The following is a 23,301-nucleotide window of genomic DNA, read 5'->3' as shown; positions in this document are numbered from 1 at the left end:
GCCATGGCCTACGTCCTGCGGAGGTTGGGCTTCTACCTGCTGGCGGCCTGGGCGTCGCTGACGCTCAACTTCGTCATCCCCCGGCTGGCGCCCGGTGACCCGGCGTCCGCCATGTTCGCGCGCTTCGAGGGCCGCGTGCAGCCCGAGGCCATGGTGGCGCTGCGCGCCGCCTTCGGCTTCACGGAGGCGCCCTGGTACGTGCAGTACGCCACGTACCTGAAGCACCTGCTGCGCGGCGATTTGGGCCTGTCCTACGCGTACTACCCGGCGCGCGTGTCCGAGGTGATTGGCACCGGCCTGCTGTGGACGCTGGGGCTGGCCGGGTGCGCGGTCATCATCAGCTTCACGGTGGGCTCCATGCTGGGCGTGCTGGCGGCGTGGAACCGCGGCGGGTGGCTGGACGCGACGGTGGCGCCGGCGCTCGCCTTCCTGGGGGCCTTCCCCTACTTCTGGCTGGCCATGCTGGCCCTGTACCTCTTCGGGTTCGGGCTGGGCTGGTTCCCGCTGCGGCACGCGTACTCCCATGATTTGGAGCCGGCGCTGTCCTTCACCTTCGCGGCGGACGTGGCGCGGCACGCCTTCCTGCCCGCGGCCTCCATCGTCGTGGCCACGCTGGGCGGGTGGATGCTGAGCATGCGCAACACCATGGTGGCCACGCTGGGCACGGACACGCTCCGGCTGGCGCACGCGAAGGGGCTGCCGCCCCGGCAGGTGATGCTGCGCTACGCCGCGCGCAACGCGCTGCTGCCCAACGTCACCGGCTTCGGCATGGCGCTGGGCTTCGTGCTGAGCGGCTCGCTGCTGACGGAGATTGTCTTCTCGTATCCGGGCACCGGCTACCTGCTCATCCTGGCCGTGCGCAACCAGGACTACCCGCTGATGCAGGGGCTCTTCCTGACCATCACCTTCGCCGTGCTCGCCGCGAACTTCGCCGTGGACCTGCTGTGCCTGTGGCTGGACCCGAGGACCCGCGCCCATGCGTGAGCTTCTTCGACGGCTGCTGCGCCAACGCAAGGCGGCGGTGGGCGGGAGCATCCTGCTGGGCTTCATCGTGCTCGCGCTCCTCGGGCCCTGGCTGGTGATGGACCCCACGGACCTGGTGGGCCGCCCCCACCAGCCACCCTCCTCCGCGCACTGGTTCGGGACGACGGGCCAGGGACAGGACGTGCTGGCGCAGACGGTGGTGGGCGCGCGTGAGACGCTGGCCATCGGCTTCGCGGTGGGCGCGCTCGTCACGCTCATGGGCGCGCTCATCGGCGTGACGTCCGGGTACCTGGGCCGCCGCGTGGATGACGTGCTGACGCTCACCACCAACGTGTTCCTGGTCATCCCCGGCCTGCCGCTGGCCATCGTCCTGGGCGCCTACCTGCCCTCCGGCCCCTTCCGCATGGTGGTGGTGCTGTCGCTGGCCGGCTGGGCCTGGAACGCGCGCGTCTTCCGCGCCGAGGCCATGGCGCTGCGCAACCGGGACTTCGTCTCCGCCGCCTTCGTCGCGGGGGAGAGCCGCTCGCGCATCGTCGTCCGGGAGCTGCTGCCCAACATGGCGTCGCTTTTGGGTTCGTCGTTCATCGGCAACACGCTCTACGCGGTGGGCGCACAGGTGGGCCTGGAGTTCCTTGGCCTGGGCGACGTGGGCGCGGTGACGTGGGGCACCAACCTCTACTGGGCCGGCAACGACGCGGCGCTGCTCACGCGCTCCTGGTGGGTCTTCGTGCCCACCGGCGTTTGCATCGCGCTGGTCGGCTTCTCCCTGACGCTGCTCAGCTCCGCCATCGACGAGGTGACCAACCCGGCGCTGAAGGCGCCGCCGGTGGCGACCACGCCGGTTCGCTCGGCGCAGTCCTCCGCGGCGGACGCGGCGCCGCCGTCCGGCGCCCTGCTGAGCCTCCGCGAAGTGTGCATCGAATACGCCACGGAGCGTGGCCCCTCGCGCGTGGTGGACTCGGTGTCCTTCGACATCGCGCCCGGTGAGGTGTTCGGCCTGGCGGGTGAGTCCGGCAGCGGCAAGTCCACGCTGGGCTACGCGCTGCTGCGCCTGCTGCCTCCGGCCGCCAGCATCACGCAAGGGCGCATCCTCCTGGATGGCACGGACGTCACCGCGCTGGATGAAACCGCGCTGCGCGCGTACCGCTGGAGCCAGGTGTCCATGGTCTTCCAGAGCGCGATGAGCGCGCTCAACCCGGTGCTCACGCTGGGGGACCAGTTCCACGACACGCTCGCGGCCCACGGGCGGACCACCCGCGCCGCGGCCCATGCGCGCGCACGGGAGCTGCTGACCATGGTGGGGCTGGCGCCGCAGCTGGTGGACGCGTGGCCGCACCAGCTCTCCGGTGGCATGCGGCAGCGCGTGGGCATCGCCCTGGCGCTGGCCCTGGAGCCGAAGCTGGTGGTGATGGACGAGCCCACCACGGCGCTGGACGTCGTGGTGCAGAAGGAGCTGCTCCAGCGGGTGCTGGAGCTGAAGCAGCGGCTGGGCTTCGCGGTGCTCTTCATCACCCATGACCTGCCGCTGCTGCTCGCGCTGTCGAACCGCGTGGGCATCCTCCAGGGCGGCAAGCTGGTGGAGGTGGACACCGCCGACCGCCTGCGCACGGGCGCGCGTCACCCGTACACGCGCCTGCTGCTGTCCTCCTTCCCGCACCTGAGCCCGTCGGACGCGCAGGCGCCCGCGGACGTGGCGCTGGCGGCCTCGGAGCGCACGACGGCCCCGGCCTCCGCGCGGGGAGGTGGACGATGAAGCGGCTCGCGCGGGCCGCCACCGCGCCGACGCCCGCGCCCCGCGGCCACAAGGCCGCCCCCATGCGCGCCACGACACCCAACGCTCACCTGGGAGGTGGCCGATGAGCGCCCCGCTGCTGGAGGTCTCGGAGCTGCTGCGCACGGTGCCCGTGGGCGGCTTCCTCTCCCGTTCGCGTCGCACCCTGCTCAACCGCGTGTCCTTCACCCTGGAGCGCGGCGAAATCGTCGCGCTGGTGGGCGAGTCCGGCAGCGGCAAGTCCACCCTGGCCCGGGTGCTGGCGCGGCTGGACACGCCGGACGCCGGGAGCCTGCGGCTGGGCGGCGAGGACGTGCTCACCCTGGAGCGCGGCGGCGCGTCGCTCGCGTACCGGGGCCGCGTGCAGATGGTCTTCCAGGACCCCTTCGCCTCGCTCAACCCCGTCCACACCGTGGCCCACCACCTGGAGCGCCCCCTGCTGCGCCATGGCCGGGCCACCCGCGCCGGACTCAAGGACCGCGTCCACGCCCTGCTGGAGTCCGTGGGCCTGACGCCCGCGGAGCAGCTGGCGCGGCGCTACCCGCACGAGCTTTCCGGCGGCCAGCGGCAACGCGTGGCCGTGGCGCGCGCGCTGGCCGTGGAGCCGGACGTCATCATCGCGGACGAGCCCACCTCCATGCTGGACGTGTCCACGCGCCGGGGCGTGCTCCAGTTGCTGCGTGGCCTGACGCGCGAGCGCGGCATCGGCATCCTCTTCATCACCCACGACCTGGCCAGCGCGCGCCATCTGGCCGACCGCGTCCTGGTGCTGTACGCGGGCAGCGTCGTGGAGTCCGGCAGGACAGCGGACGTGCTCGCCGCGCCCCGGCACCCTTACACCCGGCTGCTCCTGTCCGCCGTGCCGGACGGCGCGGACTTCCTCGATACGCCGCTGCCGGTGCGGCCCGCCACGGGCCCCATGCCGGTGTTCGGCTGCCCCTTCGCGCCCCGCTGTCCCCATGCGGAGGCGCGCTGCCACGACACCCTTCCCCCCTCTCATGTCCAGGCCGCGGACCACACGGTCCGCTGCCACCTCGAATCCTCGAAAGGAGCCTCCGACAATGCGGCAGTTCCCCAATGACTTCCTGTGGGGTGTGGCCACCTCCGCCTTCCAGATTGAGGGCGCCACCAGCGCCGACGGCCGCGGTGAGTCCATCTGGGACCGCTTCGCCGCCACTCCTGGAAAAATCAGCGACGGCTCGGACGGCAAGGTCGCGTGCGACCACTACCGCCGCTGGCGCGAAGACGTGGAGCTGATGCGCTGGCTGGGCGTGAAGTCCTACCGCTTCTCCGTGGCCTGGCCCCGCGTGCTCCCCACCGGGCGCGGCGCCGTGAATGCCGCGGGCCTGGACTTCTATTCGCGGCTGGTGGACGGGCTGCTGGCCGCGGGCATCGAGCCCTTCGTCACGCTCTACCATTGGGATTTGCCGCAGGCCCTTCAAGACAAGGGCGGCTGGCCGGCGCGTGACACCGCGAGCGCCTTCGTCGAGTACGCCGACGTGATGAGCCGCAAGCTGGGTGACCGCGTGAAGCGGTGGATTACCCACAACGAGCCCTGGTGCATCAGCGTGCTCGGCTACGGCAACGGCGAGCATGCCCCCGGCCACAAGAACTGGGGCGAGGTGCTGGCCACCGCGCACCACACGCTGCTCTCCCACGGCCAGGCGGTGCCCGTCATCCGCGCCAACGTGAAGGACGCCGAGGTAGGCATCACCCTCAACCTGTCGCCCGCGGAGCCCGCGTCTCCCAGCCCCGAGGACGCGGAGGCGTGCCGCCGGCATGACGGCAGCTTCAACCGCTGGTTCCTGGATCCGCTCTACGGCCGCGGCTACCCGGAGGACGTGGTGGAGGACTACGTGAAGGACGGGCACCTGGCCTCGTCCACGCTGCCCTTCGTGCGCGACGGCGACCTGGCCGCCATCGCCGTCTCCACCGACTTCCTGGGCATCAACTACTACTCACGCGCCATCATGCGCAGCGACCGCATCCCGGAGTCGCGGAACGCGCCGCGCACCGTGCACCCCGAGCCCGAGCGCACCGACATGGACTGGGAGGTGTACGCCCCCGCCCTCACCCGACTGCTCGTGCACCTGCATACCCACTACCGGCCCGGCCCCCTCTACATCACGGAGAACGGGTGCGCCTACGCCACCGGCCCCAGTGAGGACGGCAAGGTGCATGACGACAAGCGCGTGGCGTACCTGCGCTCGCACCTGGAGGCGTCCCTGGAGGCCATCCGCCAGGGCGTGCCGCTTGCGGGCTACTTCGCCTGGTCGCTGATGGACAACTTCGAGTGGGCCTTCGGCTACCAGAAGCGCTTCGGCATGGTCTACGTGGACTACGACTCGCAGCGCCGCATCCCTAAGGACAGCGCGCACCTCTACAAGGCCCTGGTGGCGAAGAACGGGCTGGATGTGGAGCTCGCCGCGTGAACGCCCTCTTCCTCGTCACCAGCCTCGCGCTCACGCTGGGTCAGGTGCCGCCGCCCAGCGGACCGGAGACCGCCGTCCCCCCCACGCAGACACCGACGGTGGCCGGGCCCCAGCCCGCAGAGCCCTCCGCCACCGAGCCGGCCGCCGACAAGCCCGTGGCGCCCCAGACGCCCGCGCCGGACGCCCCGGTGGTGCGGGTGCCGCCCGTCACCGTCAACGCGGCGGCGCAGGCCGTCCGCGTCCACCAGGACGAGCGCGGCTTCAAGCTCCAGGTCAACGGCCGGGACTTCCCCATCCTCGGCATGAACTGGGGCTACACGCCCATTGGCGAGAACTACCGGTACTCGCTGTGGACGCAGCAGGAGGACTTCATCCGCGCGGTGCTGCACCGCGAGATGACGCTGCTGCGCGACATGGGCGTCAACGCCATCCGGCAGTTCGACGACATCCCGCCGCGGTGGGTGACGTACATCCACGAGAACTACGGCATCTACACCGTGGTGAACCCGCTCATGGGCCGCTACGGCACGAACGTGGACGGCGTCATGGTGCCGAACACGGACTACTCCAACCCGAACCACCGCCGCGCGCTGCTCACGGATTTGGCGCAGAAGGTGGAGAAGTACCGGGACGTGCCCGGCGTGCTGATATGGATGCTGGGCAATGAGAACAACTACGGCCTGCACTGGACCAGCTTCGAAATCGAGGCGCTGCCCGGCCAGGAGGACACCGCCCGCGCGGAGCACCTCTATTCGCTGATGGGCGAGGCGGTGCGGACCATCAAGCAGCGCGACACACTGCACCCCGTCTCCATCGCGAATGGCGACTTGCAGTACATCGACCTCATCGCGCGGCTGATGCCCGAACTGGACATCCTGGGCTCCAACGTCTACCGCGGCCCCTCCGCCCGGGACTTGTTCGACGAGGTGCTGCGCAAGCTGAACAAGCCCGTCATGTTCACCGAGTTCGGCGCGGACGCCTACGACGCCAAGGCCGGCCGCGAGGACCACCTGGCGCAGGCCGAATACCTGCGCAAGCAGTGGGAGGAAATCTACTCCCAGGCCTACGGACAGGGCCGCGCGCAGAACGCCCTGGGCGGCTTCGTGTTCCAGTGGGTGGACGGCTGGTGGAAGTACAACCAGGAGGCCAACCTCTCCATCCACGACACCACCGCGTCCTGGCCCAACGGCGGCTACGCGTCCGACTTCGTGGCTGGCCAGAACAACATGAACGAGGAGTGGTTCGGCATCTGCGCGCTGGGCCCCGAGGACGAGGCCGGCATCGCGCGCCTCCAGCCGCGCACCGCGTACTACGTCCTCCAGGCGGCCTTCCGCATGGACCCGTACGCCCCCACCACCAACCCCGACACCATCCGCGAACACTTCGCGTCCATCCGCCCCACGGAGCTGTCGCGCGGCTATGAGTCGTCCATCGCGCTGGCCCGGGCGGATGACCTCAGCGCGGTGCGCGTCTCCAACCTGCGCCTGATGATGGACAGCTCGCTGTCGCGCGGGAGCATCGCCACGGTGCGGCCCAACCAGGTGTCCGCGGACCACACGGAGTCCGTCTTCTTCGACCTGGCGCTCCAGCCGACCTCGGGCGTGTACGGACGCGCCTCGTTCAACGTCGTGGGCAACGTGGCGCAGAACCGCCTCAACAACATCTTCTATGAGAACCGCGGCACGCCCCCCGCGCCCGCGACGGCCAACGGCGGCGTGGGCCAGGCCCCCGTGCCCGGCGTGGGCAACCCGGCGGGACAGCAGCCGCTGGGGCTGGACCGGCTGGCGCTGTACCAGGCCGAGTTCAAGCTGGACCGCGCGGACTTCCAGTTGGAGGGCTTCTACCGCACCGCCCACTTCCACTGGGGCGAGGAAGGCGACTTCTTCGGCCTGTACCGCGAGGCGAACTACGGCCCCGCGCTGGACATCTACAAGGGCAACGCCCCCTTCGGCGTCGTCTTCACCGGGAAGAACCACCTGGAGGGCCTCAAGGTGGCGGTGGGCCCGGAGCTCTACTGGGGCGCCAACCCGTCCATCGTCGCCAAGTACCGGCGGAGCGTGGGGCCGGTGACGCTGACGCTGATGCACCAGGAGGACATCGCCCGGGGCGCCACCCAACTCACCGCCTCCGTCATCCGCGAGCGCGTGGCGCGCAGGTCGACGCTGTCCCTGGGCTGGACGAAGGGGCCCATGTCGCTGGAGGTGGGCGGCATCCTCGCGGCCCCGCAGCGCGTGGGCGAGGCGTTCACCTGGTCGCGCCCCACCGCCGGCCCTGGCTACCTCGACAGCGGCTACGAGGTGCTGCGGGACGAAATCCAGGTGCTCGACACCCTGGGCGCCAAGGCCCGCCTCACGTATGACCTGGGCGCGGTGCGCACGTTCCTCCAGGGCTCCTACCGAGGCCTGGTGGCGGACGGTGGTCCGGAGCAGGGCATCCTGCTGACGGGCTGGAGCCTGCGCGAGAGCGGCCGTGGCAACCACTTCGGCGGACAGGCCGGCGCGGTGGTGCAGGTCGGCAGCGCGTTCCAGGTGTCGCCCAACCTGCTGTACCAGAAGCCCCTCATCGGGCCGAACCCGCGCATCGAGGACGCATTCGACCCGGAGTCAGGGCGGTACTTCGCTGGCGTGCGTCCGCGCAACGTGCTGGTGGATGCCTTCACCGTCCTGGACAACCGCGAGACGCTGGGCGCCGAGCTGCTCCTCACCTTCGACCCCACGCCCGGCACCTGGTTCTGGCAGTGGGACCGCGACATGCGCGAGGACGCGCCCTTCGCCGCGGGGCTGGACCTGGTGTACCGGCGGCAGCCGACGTCGCGCGACGCGGGCATCGCCATCCTCGCGGACGGCAGCATGGTGGCCTTCGGCAACGCGCCGTCCGCCCGGGACGAATGGGAGGCCACGCTGCGAGTGGTGACCAACCCGATGCAGCGGCTGAAAATCTTCGGCGCCGCCTTCGCCGGCAGCAACCAGTCCTCTGGCGAGGACGACCGGCAGGTGCGGCGCTTCGGCGTGGATGCCTCCGTGTTGTGGGACACGCTGATGCTGACCACGCAGCTCCACTTCAACAACTGGGGCCCGTATGACTACCACCGCGTCTTCAACCTCACCTATCCCATCCAGCTCGGCGGAGACCTGTCCTACGGCCTCAAGCGTCCGGTGATGGGGACGGTGACGACGCGCTTCGGCCTGCGCGGCCTGGTGCGCATGCTGGACCAGTACTCGGAAGGGCTCAACGCGACGGCGCTCGACCAGGGGCTCGAGGGCCGCGAATTCGAGGTGGGCGCGTATGCCATCCTGTCTCTCTAACGGAGGACGTATGAAGACGTGGCTTCTGCTGGCCTGCGCCGGGGGCGTCACCGGCTGCTACGAGCCCGCCAGCTTCGTGTATGGCGAATCCCTGGACGGGCTCACGCTCCAGTTCCACAGCCCGGACGTCGGCATCTATCCAGACCAGTCCGTGCTGGAGGACCCGAACAATCCGTTCCGCGCCAGCACGCCCGGCGCGGAGACGAAGTGGGACATCGAATCCCGCGCCGGCAACGTGGCGGCGTTCTACTCGTGGGCCACGGTGCTGGCCCGCGAGCCGGGCGGCGAGGCCCAGTTCTACGTGGGCAACAACCTGCTCGCCATCTACCAGAACGGTGAGGCGCGTCAGGAGGACCTGCCGCAGGTGCGGCTCCAGGCCATCCGCGCATACCAGACGATGCTCGACTCCTTCCCGGACGCGGTGACGTACGACGCCACGGGCACCTACGCCTACGATTTGGCGACGCCCGCGTACAAGGGCATCGTGGAGATGGGCGGCGCGGTGCAAGGCGGCTGGGTGCTGATGAGCACGGCTGGCGGCGGAGACCGGGCGGTGCGGCCATGAGGCGCGCGGGCTTCGCGGCGCTCCTGCTCCTGGCGGGCTGCCGTCCCGACCCGGGCGTGCCGGACTACACGGACCAGGGCTACGACCGGCCCGACGCGGGCGGGGAGCCCAACGACGAGGCGCTCCCGGGCCCCTATCCCTATGTCGAGGGCCAGCGGCGCCTGGGCGTGGGCTTCTACGAAGGGGGCCGCTCCCAGGACATCCCGGTGGACAACACCACCGTGCACATCTACCTCTACGACGGCACCCTTTCCCTGGAGCCCGCCACCACGCGCATCGAGGGCCGCCAGTCCGACCTGGTGGTGCACGCGGGCAAGGCGTGGCTGGGCTTCGGCGTGCACTGGGACACGGCGCGCAACCTGGATGGCTGGACGACGCTGCACGTGAGCCTCAACTCGGCTGACCCGGGCTTCGCCGACGTGTCCATTGGTATGAACGACGACCAGAGCGTCCAGCTCCCCGCGGCACAGTACGGCTACACGAATGATGGGCAGTGGCACCACCTGGCCATTCCGCTGGCGGACTTCGTCGCGGGCGGATTGCAGCTCAACGCGGTGCGGGCGCCGTTCGTCTTCATCGCTGGCGCGGGCCCGGCCGCGGACACGCTCCTGCTGGACAACGTGTACTTCACCGCGGACTGAGCGCGTCCTGACGTGGAGCCCGGCCCGCTTCGGGGGGCCGGGCGCCACGGAGCTGTCATGGCGGGCTGGATGCCTTTACAGGCAACTGAGACGTGAAAGCCTGACTTTCGACAAATGAAGTGCCCTGCCGCTCTAGCCAGACAGTGGCGAGGAGAGATGACCCTCATTTGAGAAGCAATTCCGCGGACCCGGCCTGCCTGGGTTGCGGCATCCGCATGACTTCCCCAAACTCCTGAGCCAACGTCCCTCCCCCGGGACGTCCCTGTCATCATTCTCAGAAAAGGGAAGCTCATGCGATTGCGTCGCCTTGGATTGGCGTGTGTCTCGATGTGTACCGTCTTGACGGGCTGTGCCGATGGCGGGCCCGACATGCCCAATGACTTACAAGCGGACCCGGCTCCCGCGACGCCGAGCGGCCCCACGGGCGACGGGATTGTCACGGGGGAAATCCCTGGCGACGCCAAGGAGCCCGACGAGAGCGAAATCACCGGTCAGGACGCGGTATTCGTGATGAACACCGAACGCTTCTTCACCTCGGTGGGCGTCGCGGTCCGGGGCAAGGACATGTCGTCCAACCCCCCCGAGGTGCTGCTCCGGACCCACAGCGGCTTCACCCGCATCGCCGGTGCGCCGTACAACGGAGGTTACCGCTTCCTGAATGTTCCCCAAGGAGAGTACTACCTGAGGAGTGGAAGCGCCTACGTCCTCACCGACGAACGGCACGTGGAGATTGGCCGGAACTACCTGGGACGGCAGGACACCGCCTTCACCTCGACCTACCACACGCCGCTGTCCGTGAGCCTCACGAACCTCGCGCCCTGGCAACAGGCCGGTGGGCTCGCCTATGGCAGTCGGTTGCAGTTCGTCTCAGGCAGTGTGGACTTCGCAGGCGAGGCGTACTTCCGCAACACCATCCCCACCGGCACGACCGAGCTGGAGACGTCGGACACGGAGGCCAGCAACCTGACGAACTTCATCCCTGTCTTCGAGGCTGCCAAGGGCGACGGGATGTATGTGAATCAGCTCACGAACGTCTTTGGAAAGCCGCTGCCGACGACGGGCGCGCCGCTGGTCGCAAACAGCCTTGTCCGAAGCATGCATGTGCCGCCCTTTGATTTCACCGCGGATGGCTTCACCCCGCTCACCATCAGCGGCGAAATGCAGGAGGTGCCCCAATCGAACGTCTCCCTCGAGTGGCGCCTGGGCGCGTTCACACCCTACGCGTCGGACGTCCATCCCGCCGCCGTGCCGCGCACCCCGTCCTTCTACATCGACGTCTCCGCCCATGGCCCGGAGGAGGGCTGGATTGGCTACTCAGGAGAGGTCTTCAGCTTCCTGCTGCCCCAGGGCGCGTCGTTCACCCTCACGGACCGTCTGCCGTACGGCAACCCCTATCCGGCCCACTGGCGGCTGGTGGGCAGTGCCAGCTACTCGTTCCGCGCCATGGAAGCGCCGCCCGGCAGCGGCGGGCTGCTGCGCCCGCTGTCCGGCTTCATCTCAAGCACGGACTACGTGGAGAACCTGGTCGCGGCCCCCATCGCTCCCCGGCTGACGCCGCCGCGCGGGCTGGCCATCGACGGCATCCCGGCGTCCTCCCAGCGCGTGGTGGGCAACACCAGCCCCATCATCTCCTGGCAGCCCCCCGCGAACGGCGCGCCCACCGCCTACCGTGTGATGCTCCAGCGCTACTCCGAGGAGTACTACACTCTGATGGGTCAGAATCTCTTCTACCTGCCGGGCACTGCCACCGAGGTCCGGCTGCCTCCCGGAATCCTGGAGCCCGACACCGTCTACGCGGTGCGGGTGATGGCCATCGACAGCCCCAACGCCGAGGTGACGCGGAGGCCGTTCTCCACGCACGAGCTCCTGCCCATCTATTCTGCGGACACGACCAGCTCCTTCTTCAGCACGCCGTAGGCCCCAGCAACCCCCGTCCCTAGCGGCGCCTGCGCTGCTGGGGACGGGCGGGCTTCGCCGCCTTCGCCTCCGGAGGCAGCGCCTCCAGCCAGGCCCGCACCGCCTCGGCCTGCCGCGTCCGGCCCGAGGCCGTGAAGCGCTCACGCGCCTTCGCCGCTTCGGCCCGCGCCTCCGAGCCCTGCCCTTCCTTCCACAGCGCCCGCGCGAGCGCGAAGCCCGACTCTCCCAGCGAGTCCTCCTGCGCGCCCGTGAAGGCCACCGCCTTGCGCAGGGGCACCAGGGCCTCGCGCGTGCGCCCCAGCCCCAGCAGGGCCTGCCCCACGCCGTCGTAGGAGTACTGGAGGTCCTCGTCGTCGGGCCCCAGCTGGCCGCGCTTCACCGCCAGCGCCGCCTCGTAGACCTTCAGCGCCTCTTCATGGCGCCCCAGCGCGAGCAGGCTCATGCCCTCCTCGTCGAGCGCCTCCGCCAGCTTCAGGTGACTGTCGCCCAGCAGCTCACGGTGCAGCGCCACGGAGGCCCGGGCATGCTCCAGGGCCCGCGCGAACTCCCGCTGCTCACGCAGCGCCATGGACAGGCCCTGGTGACGCCGAGCCACGTCCAGGTGCCGCGGCCCCACCGCTTCCTCTGTCTGGCGCAGCGCCGCCTCCATCACCCGCGCGGCCTCCGCGAAGTCCCTCACCTCCAGCAGCACCCGCCCCAGCAAGAAGGTCACCCGCGCGCGCTTCGGATGGCCTGGCGCCAGCGCGTCCGCCAGCACGGTGTTGGCCTCCTCCAGCAACGCCCGGGCTTCGCGTGTCTGCCCACGCATCAACGCCAGGTTGGCGCCGTTCACCAACAAGTCGCCCCGCAGCACCGCGTCCCCGCCCAGCCGCTGGAGGGTCGCCTGGCCCAGCCGCGCCCATCGCGAGGCGTGCTCGAAGCGCTCGCGCTCCCCCTCCACGTAGAACAACTTGTTGAGGACGGAGACCTCCAGCCGGTCCGCCCGGCCCGCCGTCGCGTCATAGACGGCCTGCTCCAGCAGCCCCGCCCCCTTCTCCTTCTCTCCCAGCACGGCGTGGAGCCAGCCCTGGTGGAAGCGCAGCTCCGCCGTCAGCGGCGCGTACCGCGCGGCCAGCACCCGCGCCTCCACCGCGTTCGCCGCCGCCAGCGCCTGGGGATAACGGCTGGTGTCCACCAGCGCCTTCACCTCCGACAGCGCGCCTTCCAAGGACTCCAGCTCCGCGCGCAGCGCCGGGTCCGCGGGTCGGGGTTGCTGGCTCGCCAGGGCCTCCACGTCCGCGCAGTCCTCGGGCGAAGGCAGCGCGTATGCGGCGTCCAACGCCTTCTCCACGCCCGCCTGGTCCACCTGGGACAGGGCGCCCACCAGCGCGCGCAAATCCTTGTGCCGCCGCTCCAGACACACCACGCGCTGGGTGAACAGCGCCTCCGGCTGCGCCTCGTGCAGGCGCGTGGCCTCGCACGCGTCGGTGTGCTGCCGCGCCCAGCCGCTGGCATAGGCATCCAGCACCTGCCCCACCCGGCCCGCCATGTCCCCCGCCAGCGGGCTGCCCGTGGCGGCGAAGGCCGAGGACAACCGCTGCCTGGCCTCGGGCCCCCAACTGTCCGCCAGCAGCCCCTCCGCGCCCGCGCAGACGCTGGACTGGAACCAAAGGCCGCCGCCCACCGCGCCCACCAGCGCCGCCGTGGCCACGGCCAGGCCTCCCGCCTTGCGCGCCCGTGCGCGCTGCTGCGCTTGAGACAGCGCCTCCAGCAGCGCCCCCATGCTGTCGAAGCGCGCCTGGGGCTCCAGCGACAACCCGCGCATCACCGCGCGCCGCACCCAGGCGGGGACGCGGGCGTCGCTCGGCGGCTCGTGGATGGGCGAGGGCTCCCGCCCGGCCCGCTCCAACGGCGCCGTCACCTTCGCGGGCGCGGACCGCAGCGCCTTCGCGGCCCGGGAGAGCTCGTCGGGGTCGAAGGGGCGCTGGTTGTAGAGCGCCCGGTACAGCGCCGCGCAGAAGCTGAACTGGTCCGAGCGCGCGTCCAGGGGCTCGCCGCGGAACTGCTCGGGGGACATGAACGGCGGCGTGCCCAGGACGACGCCCGTCTCGGTGAGCGGGTCGTGCAGCGGACGCGACGTCTCCGAGGCGCCGCGCACGCGCGCCAGCGTGGGCTGCTCGTCCAGGGGCAGGTTGTCCACGGGACGCGCCAGACCGAAGTCGGTGACGCAGACGCGCCCGTCACGTCCCACCAGCACGTTGGCGGGCTTGAAGTCGCGGTGCACCAGCCCCGCCGCGTGCGCGGCCTCCAGCCCGCGCCCCGCTTGCAGGTACTTCTCCAGCACCTCGCGCCAGGAGCGGAGCTTCTCCCGCCGCCAGTCCGCCAGCGTGCCACCCGCCACCAGCTCCATCGTGAAGAAGACCTGCGCGTCCCAGGTGCCCACCTCGTAGATGGGGATGACGTTGGGATGGGAGACACGCGCCATGGCCTGCGCCTCGCGCAGCAGCCGGGCGCGCCCGCCCTCCTCGTCCGCGGAGCGGGCCTCCACGCTCAACAGCTTGAGCGCCACCTTCCGGTCCAGGTCCGGGTCATAGGCCGCGTACACCGCGCCCATGCCGCCCTGCCCCAGCAGCTTCAGCGGGATGAAGCGCCCCACCCGCTGGCCCAGCGGACCGCGCGCCAAGGCCTGCCCTCGCGCACCACCGCCCCCCGTGTGCGGCGCGCTCCGAGGCGCCGCGCTCGCTTCGTCCGCTGACACGACCTGCGTCGACAGCTCTGGCGAAGCGTCCGCCCCCGAACCCCGGTCATCGGTGTTGGCCATGCCGCAAGTGTACCGGGAAGCGAGCCTCCTTCCTGCGCGCATGAAGGATTCGCGCGCAACAAGACACACACGTCGCCGATAATCAGGACAGGCGAAGGAAGTCCGGGAGGGTCCGCCATGACCAAGCATGTCACCACCGTGTTCACCTCAGCGCGTCAGGCCTTGTCCAAGCCCATCCAGCCCTCGGTGTTGAAGGACGCCCAGGCCCCCGTGATTGCCCCGCTGGTTTGCGCGGTGAGCAGTCCGGCGCCAGCGCCCTCCCGTCCGGAGCGAGACACCTTCCAGGACACGAAGCCCGCGCCCAAGGGCGTGCCGCGGCTGTCGGTGCCGGACGCCACGGGGACCAGTGAGCTGCCCTACCTGCGGGACCTGGCGCCGGAGAACGAAGCGGCGCAGGCCCAGGCAGACAAGGGCTGGGCGCCCACCGCGTCGGTCATCGCGCAGGACTCGGACACGGGCTGCGGCGAGGCGACGCTGGCCTTCCTGAGCCGGGCGAGCCGCAGCGTGACGAAGGGCAGCCTGTGCGCGAAGCAGGAGCGGGAGACGGTCCGCGAGCGCGCGTCGCAGGTCAGCGGCGCCCGCTCTGTCCACGCCCAGGTGGACGTCAACCTGGATGATGGCGCCACGCCCACGGAGGTGGCGACCGCGCTGGGGGGCCTGGGCATCGAAGTCACGGACGGCTTCGCCGACTTCGACGCGGCGGCGACGAGCAAGGTGCTGAAGGCCGGTCAGTTCGGCCTGGCGCTCGTGGACTCCAATGCCATCCTCAATGGCGCGCTCGCGCCCGAGCAGCGGCGCGACGGGCCGGGCCAGCTCCACTGGGTCACCATCGACGGCGTCAACAGCAACGGGACGGCCGACACGTCAGACGACTTGTTCCGCGTGAAGGACCCCGTCAACGGCGAGTACTGGGTGTCCGCCAGGGATTTGGAGCGCGCCGTCCAGGCGGGCAAGGAGCACCACGGCAGCGGCGGCATCTTCGCGCTGGAGAACCGCACGGACGTGGGCGGACAGCAGGAGCGTGACGCCCTGGCCCACCTCAACCGCGAGCGCACGGCGTCCTTCGCGGACAAGAATGGCGTGGGCAGCAAGCGCCTCAGCCTGGGCGAGTCGAGCTGAGGCGCGCGCCCGTGTCTCAGTAGGTGTAGTAGACAGCCGGCGTGGTGCTGGTGAAGAAGTTGTAATACGTGGCCACGTAGTTGGGGCGGCTGCCCACCTCACCCGGCAGCGGGCCGCCCTTCGTCCCGTAGGCCACCAGCGTCGCGCCGCCGTCCGTCTGGTCCAGGTTGCAGCTGTACACGCTGGCCGTGCCGTACATGACGGTGATGTCCGTGCTGCGGGCCGAGCCGAGCGTCGCCGGGTCCAGGTGGTCCACCTGGCAGCGCGTGTGCGAGCTGCCGCTGGGCGTGGGCTTGTACGAGAACGCCGTGGCCACGCCGTAGCTGTTGGCCAGGAGCGCGAGGTACGGGGTGCTGTAGGACGTCCCCAGCGTCACGCTGCCCGCGCCGTGGGCGCACGTACCGGACGCCGCGCGCGTCACGACGATGTCCCAGCGCGGCGGCATGGCCCCGGAGACCGCCACGGAGGTGATGGTGTACGTGCAGCCCTGCGTGGTGCCCGTGGTCAGCGCGGCCTCCCGCTGCGCGAGCGCCTCCTTCTCCGGGGACTCCTCGGCGGCACCACAGGCGGCCAGCGACACGGCGGCACAAAACCAGACGGCGGACTTGAAGCGTTGCATGCGGGAACTCCGTTGCGGAGAGGATGGGGACAGGTCCCCACCTCCCCAAAACCTGACAGAGTCCCTGTCCAGCATTCAACTGGAGCAAACCATGTCACAACCGCCTTGCAATTTGACAGCATCAACCCCTGACGCAGCCAGGACCCTGGGTCGTTCGCCACCGAGCGCGTGATGACTCAGTAAGCGTAGAAGACAGGCGCCGTGGTGGTGGTGAAGAAGTCGTAGTAGGTGGCGACGTAGTTGTTGCCGCTGCCCGTCTCACCGTAGATGCGGCCGCCCTTCGTCCCGTAGACGACCAGCGTCGCGCCGCCGTCCGTCTGGTCCAGGTTGCAGCTGTAGATGTTGCCTGAACCCAGGAACACCGCGATGCCCGAGCTGCGCACCACCGCCAGGGTCTCCGGGTCAATCTGCCGCACGTTGCAGGAGGTGGGCGAGCTGCCGCTGGGCGAGTACTTGCCGGTGTACGTCACGGCCAGGCCGTAGCTGTTCGCCAGGAGCGCGCGGGCGGGGAAGGCGTAGGAGCCCGAGTCCAACGTCACGCTCGCCTCCGGCCAGGGGCAGGTGCTGGAGGCCGCGCGCGTCACCGACACGCTGTACTTCGGCGGCACGGTGCCGGGAACCGTCGCGGCGGTGATGGAGTACGTACAGCCCTGCGTGGTGCCCGTGGTCAGCGCGGCCTCCTGCTGGGCCAGCCCGGTCTGCTCCGGAGACTCGTCGGCGGCGCTACAGGCGGCGAATGACGCAGCGGCACAAAACCAGACAGCGGACTTGATGAAGCGCATGCGGGGGCTCCCTTGCTGAAAGAGGGATGGGGATTCAACCCCATCCCTCCAAAACCCGACAGACATTCTGTCTGTCATTCAACGGGAGCAAACCGCGACGCAGCCGCATTGCAATTTGGCGGCGCTATTCCTTCTCCATGTCCCTATCCCAGAGCTGGACGCGGGTGTCGTCGTCCGTCAGGCGCCGGGTGAGCTCGGCGGCGATGGCGACGGAGCGGTGCTTGCCACCGGTGCAGCCCAGGGCCACCGTGAGGTACGCCTTCCCCTCCTTCTGGTAGCGGGGGAAGAGGAAGCGGCAGAGGTCCACGACCTTCTCGAGGAAATGCTGCGTCTCCTCGCGCTCCAGCACGTAGGCCGCCACCTTCGGCACCTTGCCCGTGAGCCCCTTCAGCTCCGGGACGAAGTACGGGTTGGGCAGGAAGCGCACGTCCAGCACCAGGTCCGCCTGGGGCGGCACGCCGTAGCGGTAGCCGAACGACATGATGGACAGGCTGGGGCCCGCGGCGGGCTCCGGGCTGAAGCGCGCCTGCACCATGCGCTTCAAGTCATGCACGTTGAGCGTGGACGAGTCGATGACCTGGTCGGCCAGCTCGCGCAAGTCACGCAGCGCCTGGCGCTCCGCCTTGATGCCCTCGGCGACGGTGCCGTTGGGCGCCAGCGGGTGGCGGCGGCGCGTCTCGCTGAAGCGGCGGATGAGGCTGTCGTCGCTGGAGTCCAGGAAGAGGACCTCCACCTGGTGCCCGGCGCGGCGGACCTCGGCGAGGATGCGGGGCGCGTCCTTGAGGAAGACGCCTTCACGGACGTCCACCACCAGCGCCATGCGCTCGAAGTGGCCGCCTCCCGCCAGCTCCGTGAGCTTGGGCAAGAGCAGCACCGGCAGGTTGTCGATGCAGAAGAAGCCCGAATCCTCCAGCGCGCGGATGGCGGTGGACTTACCGGAGCCGGACATGCCGGTGATGATGACGATTTGTTTCGCGGGGGCGGTCACTCGACCTCTTCTCCCAGGGTGCGGCGCATCGCCCCTTCGGCGATGGCCCGATTGAGCCGCTCGGCGAACTCTCTCGCCGAGTGGTGGCCCTGTAGCTTTAGCAACTGATTGCGCGCCGCGACCTCGATGATGGTCGCCATGTTGCGGCCCGGACGAACGGGCACCACCGACAGGGGGATGTCCACCCCCACAATCTGCAGATGCCGGTCCTCCACGCCCAGCCGGTCATACTCCTGGTGGGGGTCCCACTCCTGGAGCTCGATGACCAGCTCGATTTTCTTCTGTTCGCGGACCGCGGCGACGCCGAACAGGTCCTTGATGTTGATGATGCCCAGGCCGCGAATCTCCATGTGGTGCTTGATGACCGGGTTGCCAGCGCCGTAGACGGCCCCCTTGCGGCGGGTGACGTCCACGATGTCGTCCGCCACCAGGCGGTGGGCCCGCATCACCAGGTCCAGGGCGATCTCGCTCTTGCCGATGCCGCTCTTGCCCAGCAGCAAGATGCCCACGCCGAACACGTCCATCAACACCCCGTGCAGGCTGCTGGACTCGGTGAGGGCCTCCTCCAGGAAGGTCTGCACCCGCATGATGAAGTCGCTGGAGAGCAGCGGCGTCTTCATCAGCGCCAGCCCCGCGCCTTCACACGCGGAGACGAGCGCCTGGGGGATGTCCAGGTCCTTGGTCACCACCACACACGCCAGCTCCTCCTCGCCGAAGAGCTTCGCCAGCGACTCGCGCTGCTGCTCTTCCGGCAGCGTGGCCAGGTACGAAATCTCCGTGTTGCCGAACACCTGGACGCGGTGCGGGTGGAGGTGCTCGGTGAAGCCCGCGAGCGCCAGCCCCGGCTTCTGGATGCGCGAGGACACCACGGTGCGCGACAGCCCACCGCCGCCAGCGACGAGCATCAGCCGCATGTCGTAGTCGCGGTCCTCGAGGAGCTGGGAGATGCGGATGGATTTCATCGTCAGGGCGTGGATATCACCGGTGGGGCCCTTTGAGGGGGACAGACAGCCGTCGTTGGGCCCTCAACGAGCGGCATCCCAGGCAGGAGCCGGGGCCTGGCCGCCCCACCGGGAGGCCCCATGCGGCTTCCGGCAGGCAACGGAAGGCCACGGAGACCATTCCGTGGGGCTCCGGCCGCTGGTAAGCCGGAAATCATGTCCGACTGTCTCTTCTGCAAGATTCGCGACGGGCTCATCCCCGCCAAGGTGGTCTACCGCGACGACGTGTGCGTGGCCTTCGAGGACATCAATCCCCAGGCCCCCACCCACGTGCTCTTCATCCCCCACAAGCACATCCCCACCGTGAATGACATCACGGCGGAGGACCGCGTCCTGGTGGGCCACCTCTTCACCGCGGCCGCCAAGGTGGCCCAGGAGCGCGGGCACGCGGACGCGAGCAACGGCTACCGGGTGGTGATGAACACCCACGCGCACGCCGGCCAGACGGTCTTCCACATCCACCTGCACCTGCTGGCGGGCCGCCCGCTCGGCTGGCCGCCGGGCTAGCGCCGCGGGTCCCCCCGAGCCCCGGGGCCGGTGCTAGCGTCGGGCACCGAGATGCCCTTCTCATCGGAATCGTCTCCGGGGAACCGGCGGGCCTACACGCTGCTGTCGCTGCTGCTCGCGGGCGTGGCGGGCCTGGTGAATGCCACGGGCTTCGTGGCGCTGGGCCCGCACACGTCGCATATGTCCGGAAACATGGCCATGCTGGGAGAGTCCCTGGCCTCGGGCCACGCGGCCCTGGCCTGGCTGGCCGCGCAGCTCCTGCTGTTCTTCCTGTTGGGCGCCATTTCCGCGTCGGTGTTGCTGGAGACCTCGCGCCAGCGCCCCCGGGGCCGCCACGCCTCCGCGCTGCTGCTGGAGGCGCTGACGCTTGGCGGCATCGGCACCTGGCTGTCGTACCACCCCGGCACGCGCGAGCCGACGCTCATGTGGGGTCTGGCCTATGCCATGGGGCTCCAGAACGCGCTCGTCACGCGCGTCTCTGGCGCCGTGGTGCGCACCACGCACATCACCGGCATCATCACCGACATCGGCATCCAGTTGGTGCGGCTGGGTTCCTGGCTGCGCGAGGGGACGCGGGGCCAGGGCCTCCCGGGCCTGCGACGCAGGTTGTGGGCGCTGCCCACCGCCGTCGAGTTCGAGCGGACCCGGCTGCACCTGGGGCTCGGCGCCGCCTTCCTGGGCGGCTGCGCGCTGGGGCCCCTGCTCTTCGGCCGGCTCGGCGCGGCCACCCTGGCGATTCCGTGCACGGTGCTGGTGATGCTGGTGGCGCTCGACCTGAGCGCCGTCTCCACCTCCGGCCCCCAGGCGACGCCCCGCGCCTGAGTCACTCCGTCCCGGGCTGGGCGGACGCGGGCCCGGGCGGACCGGAGGAGGCCTCCACGTCCCTGACGCTCGCCGAGGGCCTGCCGCGGCGGAGCACGTGCAGCACGCTGCTCTTCTCGTCCGTCCAGGTGAAGTCGGGGTCCTCCCGCAGGCCCAGCCGGCGCACGCGCGCGGAGGCCCGGGTGAAGGAAGGCCCCCAGGAGAACTCGCGGTCCGGGCTCAGCACCATCCAGTTGCTGCGCAGCGCGTCCCCCTGCGTCTCGTTGACCACCAGCGCCGCGTGCAGCCCCAGCGCCCGCGCGTGGGCCAGCGTCAGCGGCACCAGGTCCAGGTGGACGTTGCTGATGTGCAGCGCCAGCACGCCATGGGGCGCCAGGTGCGCGCGGTAGAGCGCCACCGCCTCCTGGGTGAGCAGGTGCACCGGCACCGCGTCCGAGGAGAAGGTGTCCAACGCGAGCACGTCGAAGCCCTGCGCGCCGCCCGCCTCCAGCTCCTGCTCCAGGGAGATGCGCGCGTCCCCCTCCACCAGCTCCACCTTCGCCGGCGTGTCTCCCAGGTAGGAGAAGTAGCCGCCCTCGCCTCGCGCCAGCGCGATGACCGCGGGGTCGATTTCGTAGAAGCGCCCGGTGTCCTCCGCTTCGAGCAACGCCGCGCTGGTGCCCACGCCCAGCCCCAGCACACCCACGCGCAGCCCCGCGGGCAGCCCCACGGCTTCGCGCAGCCGGCGCTGCTCGGCGATGGCCAGCCCCAGGCCCGCCTCCGGCGTGTAATACGTCGTGGGCACGCCCCTGCGCTCGGGCGTCACGTACTGGAGCCCGTGGGTGATGGCGCCATGCAGCAGCGTGAAGCGGTGGTCCTCCGGCGAGCCCACGCCCTGCTCCATCACCCGCACCACGCCGAAGAAGTTGCGCGAGGCGAAGCGCGCGCGGCCCTGCTCGCTGGCCATGGTGTACGTCAGGTGCCCGGCCACCAGGAGCAGCATGGCGCCGCGAAGGACGCGCTGCAGCCGCTGCGTCCGCGTCGCTTCGCCCGCCTGCTTCGCCACGCCCACCAGCGCCACGACGCAGCACGCGCCCAGCGACAGGGGGTACTCCCAATAGGCGCTGAAGACGGCGGGGGCCAGCACGCTGATGAGCAGCCCGCCCAGCACGCCGCCCGCGGACACCCACAGGTAGAAGGCGCTGAGGTGGCGCGGCGGAGGACGCAGCCGGTACAGCTCGCCGTGGCACACCATGGCGCCCGCGAAGAGGGCCACGGAGTACGCGGCCAACTGGAGCGCGAGCGACGACTGTGGCCCCTGCGTCTGCGCGTGCGCCACGCCCGCGCCCGAGGCGATGAGCAGCACCGCGTAGACGGTCCGCGAGTAGAAGGACTCGCGGGAGAAGGCGAGGATGAAGGTCAGCAGGTAGACGGCCAGGGGCAGCACCCAGAGGAAGGGGCCGGCCGCCACGTCCTGGGAGAGCTGGTTCGTCGTCGCCAGCAGCAGCACCGACGCGCAGGTGCTCAGCCCCAGCCACGTCATCGTGGCGCGCACGGTGGGACGGGCCACCTCGGCGCCGACCTCCGCCGTGGGAGCATCCGTCAGCGGCGTGGCCGTCACGGGCGCGGCCGTGGCGACAGTCGCCGTGTCCGGCTGCTTCATCACGTCCCATGCGCACACCGCGCAGGCCACGGCGAAGAAGGCGAAGCCCACGCCCCAGCTCCACGCCTGGGCGCCGCGCCCGACCCACGGCTCCACCAGGAAGGGATAGCCGAGCAGCGCTAGCAGCGAGCCCGCGTTGGACAGCGCGTACAGCGGATAGGGCGAGCGGCCCGGCCGCGCGCGGGCGAACCACGACTGGAGCAGCGGGCCCGTGGTGCTCAGCACGAAGAAAGGCAGGCCGATGGTGACCGCCAGCATCGCCAACAGCCGGGGCACGGCCAGCGCGGTGCCCTCCGGACGCCATTCAGGCCCGGGCGCCACCGGAGAGCCGGCCAACAACGCGCGAGCGCCCAGCAGCAGCACCGCCACCGTCAGGAGTCCCAGGTGAACGCGGGCCTGCGTGCGAGGCGCCAGCCGCGAGGCGAGTCCGTGCGCGTACGCGTAGCCCCCCAGCAACACCGCCTGGAAGAACAACATGCACGCCGTCCACACGCCGGGCGTTCCGCCGTACCACGGCAAGGAATAGCGCCCCACCAGGGGTTGCACGCCGAACAGGAGGAACGCGCTGGCGAAGATGGCGATGGCGTAGCGGGACATGTTGTCGGTCCAGGAAGAAGGTTCAGCGCGAGGGTGCTCGGGGCGCGAAGAGCCGGGCGCCGGACGGAGCCAGCGCGGTCTCCATGGGCACCCCGTAGAGCGCTTCCAGGGAGGCACGCTCCAGCACCTCGCTCGCCGTCCCCCGCGCGAGCACCTGGCCGTCCCGGAGGAGCAGCACATGGGTGGCGAAGGCGGCGGTGAGGTTCACATCGTGCAGCACCGCCACCGCGCCCAGCCCCGCGTCCACGCGCGCGCGCACGCGGTCGAGCGAACCCACTTGATGGGCCACGTCCAGGAAGGCGGTGGGCTCATCCAGCAGCAACAGCTCCGGCTGCTGCACCAGTCCTCGCGCCAGCATCAACATCCGGCGCTCGCCGCCAGAGAGCGCCTCCGATGGCCGCTCGGCCAGGTGCGCGATGCCGAGCTCCGTCATCACCTCCCGCGCGAGCGCCACGTCGCTCGCGGACGGCAGGCCCCAGAGGCCCAGGTGCGGGCTGCGGCCCATCAACACCAGCTCCAGGCCGCTGAAGCCCTCCGCGGATTCGAACGTCTGCGGCACCCACGCCACCTTGCGGGCGAGCGCTCGGGGCTCCCAGGCGGCGCGCTCCCGGCCCAGCAGGCGGACCTCTCCGCGCGTCCAGGGCCCCATGCCCAGCACCGCGCGCAGCAGCGTGCTCTTGCCCGTCCCGTTGGGGCCGAGCACCGCCCACAGTTCACCGGGCCGGACCTCGCACGCCACCCCTCGAAGGATGGGACGAGGACCGTAGCCCGCGACCAGCGCCCGGGTGACGAGCAGGGGCTCCACGGGA

18 protein-coding genes are annotated in these 23,301 nt (G+C 70.5%); 11 read left to right on the top strand and 7 right to left on the bottom strand.

The window, feature by feature from the left end; genetic code table 11:
• Positions 1 to 3: 3 nt before the first annotated feature.
• The 8 genes from HV826_RS26540 to HV826_RS26505 all read left to right on the top strand — a co-directional run bounded on the left by HV826_RS26540 (position 4) and on the right by HV826_RS26505 (position 11,615).
• Positions 4 to 984: an ABC transporter permease gene (locus HV826_RS26540; protein ID WP_140795476.1), complete on the top strand. Its 981-nt coding sequence runs from the start codon at positions 4 to 6 to the stop codon at positions 982 to 984.
• Positions 977 to 2,737: a dipeptide/oligopeptide/nickel ABC transporter permease/ATP-binding protein gene (locus HV826_RS26535; RefSeq protein ID WP_176419767.1), complete on the top strand. Its 1,761-nt coding sequence runs from the start codon at positions 977 to 979 to the stop codon at positions 2,735 to 2,737. Before HV826_RS26540 ends, HV826_RS26535 begins: the two co-directional genes overlap by 8 nt.
• A gap of 103 nt (positions 2,738 to 2,840) precedes the next feature.
• Positions 2,841 to 3,836 (top strand): ABC transporter ATP-binding protein, encoded by a 996-nt coding sequence (locus HV826_RS26530; RefSeq protein ID WP_176419766.1) that lies wholly within the window; start codon positions 2,841 to 2,843, stop codon positions 3,834 to 3,836.
• Positions 3,817 to 5,187: a GH1 family beta-glucosidase gene (locus HV826_RS26525; protein ID WP_176419765.1), complete on the top strand. Its 1,371-nt coding sequence runs from the start codon at positions 3,817 to 3,819 to the stop codon at positions 5,185 to 5,187. The genes HV826_RS26530 and HV826_RS26525 overlap by 20 nt, the downstream gene beginning before the upstream one ends.
• On the top strand, positions 5,184 to 8,492 hold the full coding sequence (locus HV826_RS26520; RefSeq protein WP_176419764.1) for a glycoside hydrolase family 2 TIM barrel-domain containing protein: 3,309 nt from the start codon (positions 5,184 to 5,186) through the stop codon (positions 8,490 to 8,492). Before HV826_RS26525 ends, HV826_RS26520 begins: the two co-directional genes overlap by 4 nt.
• A gap of 10 nt (positions 8,493 to 8,502) precedes the next feature.
• Positions 8,503 to 9,057, top strand: a complete 555-nt coding sequence (locus tag HV826_RS26515) for a hypothetical protein (protein WP_255217429.1) — start codon at positions 8,503 to 8,505, stop codon at positions 9,055 to 9,057.
• Positions 9,054 to 9,698 carry a hypothetical protein gene (locus HV826_RS26510; protein WP_176419762.1) on the top strand — a complete coding sequence of 215 codons (645 nt, stop codon included), beginning with the start codon at positions 9,054 to 9,056 and terminating at the stop codon, positions 9,696 to 9,698. Before HV826_RS26515 ends, HV826_RS26510 begins: the two co-directional genes overlap by 4 nt.
• Positions 9,699 to 10,067: 369 nt before the next feature.
• Complete coding sequence (locus HV826_RS26505; protein WP_255208062.1) at positions 10,068 to 11,615, top strand: fibronectin type III domain-containing protein; 1,548 nt, start codon at positions 10,068 to 10,070, stop codon at positions 11,613 to 11,615.
• A gap of 19 nt (positions 11,616 to 11,634) precedes the next feature.
• Here the strand turns inward: HV826_RS26505 and HV826_RS26500 are convergent, their stop codons facing one another.
• Positions 11,635 to 14,415 carry a serine/threonine-protein kinase gene (locus tag HV826_RS26500; protein WP_217918787.1) on the bottom strand — a complete coding sequence of 927 codons (2,781 nt, stop codon included), beginning with the start codon at positions 14,413 to 14,415 and terminating at the stop codon, positions 11,635 to 11,637.
• A gap of 117 nt (positions 14,416 to 14,532) precedes the next feature.
• On the opposite strand from HV826_RS26500, the gene HV826_RS26495 reads away from it, so the two are divergent.
• Positions 14,533 to 15,534: a hypothetical protein gene (locus tag HV826_RS26495; RefSeq protein ID WP_176419761.1), complete on the top strand. Its 1,002-nt coding sequence runs from the start codon at positions 14,533 to 14,535 to the stop codon at positions 15,532 to 15,534.
• Positions 15,535 to 15,550: 16 nt separating this feature from the next.
• Here HV826_RS26495 and HV826_RS26490 read toward each other — a convergent pair whose 3' ends face one another.
• The 4 genes from HV826_RS26490 to hprK form a co-directional block, all read right to left on the bottom strand.
• Positions 15,551 to 16,153, bottom strand: coding sequence for a hypothetical protein (locus HV826_RS26490; protein WP_255217428.1), 603 nt, complete (start codon positions 16,151 to 16,153; stop codon positions 15,551 to 15,553).
• Between the two features lie 176 nt (positions 16,154 to 16,329).
• Positions 16,330 to 16,935 carry a hypothetical protein gene (locus tag HV826_RS26485; protein ID WP_176419759.1) on the bottom strand — a complete coding sequence of 202 codons (606 nt, stop codon included), beginning with the start codon at positions 16,933 to 16,935 and terminating at the stop codon, positions 16,330 to 16,332.
• 124 nt (positions 16,936 to 17,059) lie between these two features.
• Positions 17,060 to 17,923, bottom strand: a complete 864-nt coding sequence (gene rapZ, locus HV826_RS26480) for an RNase adapter RapZ (protein ID WP_176419758.1) — start codon at positions 17,921 to 17,923, stop codon at positions 17,060 to 17,062.
• Positions 17,920 to 18,885 (bottom strand): HPr(Ser) kinase/phosphatase, encoded by a 966-nt coding sequence (gene hprK / locus HV826_RS26475; RefSeq protein WP_176419757.1) that lies wholly within the window; start codon positions 18,883 to 18,885, stop codon positions 17,920 to 17,922. Before hprK ends, rapZ begins: the two co-directional genes overlap by 4 nt.
• 195 nt (positions 18,886 to 19,080) lie before the next feature.
• Between hprK and HV826_RS26470 the strand changes: the two genes are divergently transcribed.
• Together HV826_RS26470 and HV826_RS26465 are read left to right on the top strand one after the other, a co-directional pair.
• Positions 19,081 to 19,431 carry a histidine triad nucleotide-binding protein gene (locus tag HV826_RS26470; RefSeq protein ID WP_176419756.1) on the top strand — a complete coding sequence of 117 codons (351 nt, stop codon included), beginning with the start codon at positions 19,081 to 19,083 and terminating at the stop codon, positions 19,429 to 19,431.
• 51 nt (positions 19,432 to 19,482) lie between these two features.
• Positions 19,483 to 20,253 (top strand): YoaK family protein, encoded by a 771-nt coding sequence (locus HV826_RS26465; protein WP_217917427.1) that lies wholly within the window; start codon positions 19,483 to 19,485, stop codon positions 20,251 to 20,253.
• A 1-nt stretch (position 20,254) separates the two neighbouring features.
• Here HV826_RS26465 and HV826_RS26460 read toward each other — a convergent pair whose 3' ends face one another.
• Both HV826_RS26460 and HV826_RS26455 read right to left on the bottom strand, forming a co-directional pair.
• Positions 20,255 to 22,492: a fused MFS/spermidine synthase gene (locus HV826_RS26460; protein ID WP_176419754.1), complete on the bottom strand. Its 2,238-nt coding sequence runs from the start codon at positions 22,490 to 22,492 to the stop codon at positions 20,255 to 20,257.
• Positions 22,493 to 22,514: 22 nt separating this feature from the next.
• A complete protein-coding gene (locus HV826_RS26455; RefSeq protein ID WP_176419753.1) occupies positions 22,515 to 23,297 on the bottom strand; it encodes an ABC transporter ATP-binding protein in 783 nt (260 codons plus the stop codon).
• Between the last annotated feature and the right edge of the window lie 4 nt (positions 23,298 to 23,301).

The sequence above is a fragment of the Myxococcus sp. AM010 genome, from assembly GCF_013372585.1.
GTDB classification, from domain to species: domain Bacteria; phylum Myxococcota; class Myxococcia; order Myxococcales; family Myxococcaceae; genus Myxococcus; species Myxococcus vastator.
This window is presented reverse-complemented; position numbering and strand designations above follow the sequence as displayed.

Coding starts and splice junctions, on each gene's coding strand:
- HV826_RS26535 (WP_176419767.1), top strand. CDS start 977: ATGCGTGAGCTTCTTCGACGGCTGCTGCGCCAACGCAAGGCGGCGGTG.
- HV826_RS26505 (WP_255208062.1), top strand. CDS start 10,068: ATGCCCAATGACTTACAAGCGGACCCGGCTCCCGCGACGCCGAGCGGC.
- HV826_RS26470 (WP_176419756.1), top strand. CDS start 19,081: ATGTCCGACTGTCTCTTCTGCAAGATTCGCGACGGGCTCATCCCCGCC.
- HV826_RS26500 (WP_217918787.1), bottom strand. CDS start 14,415: ATGGCCAACACCGATGACCGGGGTTCGGGGGCGGACGCTTCGCCAGAG.
- HV826_RS26460 (WP_176419754.1), bottom strand. CDS start 22,492: ATGTCCCGCTACGCCATCGCCATCTTCGCCAGCGCGTTCCTCCTGTTC.
- hprK (WP_176419757.1), bottom strand. CDS start 18,885: ATGAAATCCATCCGCATCTCCCAGCTCCTCGAGGACCGCGACTACGAC.
- HV826_RS26490 (WP_255217428.1), bottom strand. CDS start 16,153: ATGCAACGCTTCAAGTCCGCCGTCTGGTTTTGTGCCGCCGTGTCGCTG.
- HV826_RS26530 (WP_176419766.1), top strand. CDS start 2,841: ATGAGCGCCCCGCTGCTGGAGGTCTCGGAGCTGCTGCGCACGGTGCCC.
- HV826_RS26510 (WP_176419762.1), top strand. CDS start 9,054: ATGAGGCGCGCGGGCTTCGCGGCGCTCCTGCTCCTGGCGGGCTGCCGT.
- HV826_RS26515 (WP_255217429.1), top strand. CDS start 8,503: ATGAAGACGTGGCTTCTGCTGGCCTGCGCCGGGGGCGTCACCGGCTGC.
- HV826_RS26525 (WP_176419765.1), top strand. CDS start 3,817: ATGCGGCAGTTCCCCAATGACTTCCTGTGGGGTGTGGCCACCTCCGCC.
- HV826_RS26485 (WP_176419759.1), bottom strand. CDS start 16,935: ATGCGCTTCATCAAGTCCGCTGTCTGGTTTTGTGCCGCTGCGTCATTC.
- HV826_RS26540 (WP_140795476.1), top strand. CDS start 4: ATGGCCTACGTCCTGCGGAGGTTGGGCTTCTACCTGCTGGCGGCCTGG.
- HV826_RS26465 (WP_217917427.1), top strand. CDS start 19,483: ATGCCCTTCTCATCGGAATCGTCTCCGGGGAACCGGCGGGCCTACACG.
- HV826_RS26495 (WP_176419761.1), top strand. CDS start 14,533: ATGACCAAGCATGTCACCACCGTGTTCACCTCAGCGCGTCAGGCCTTG.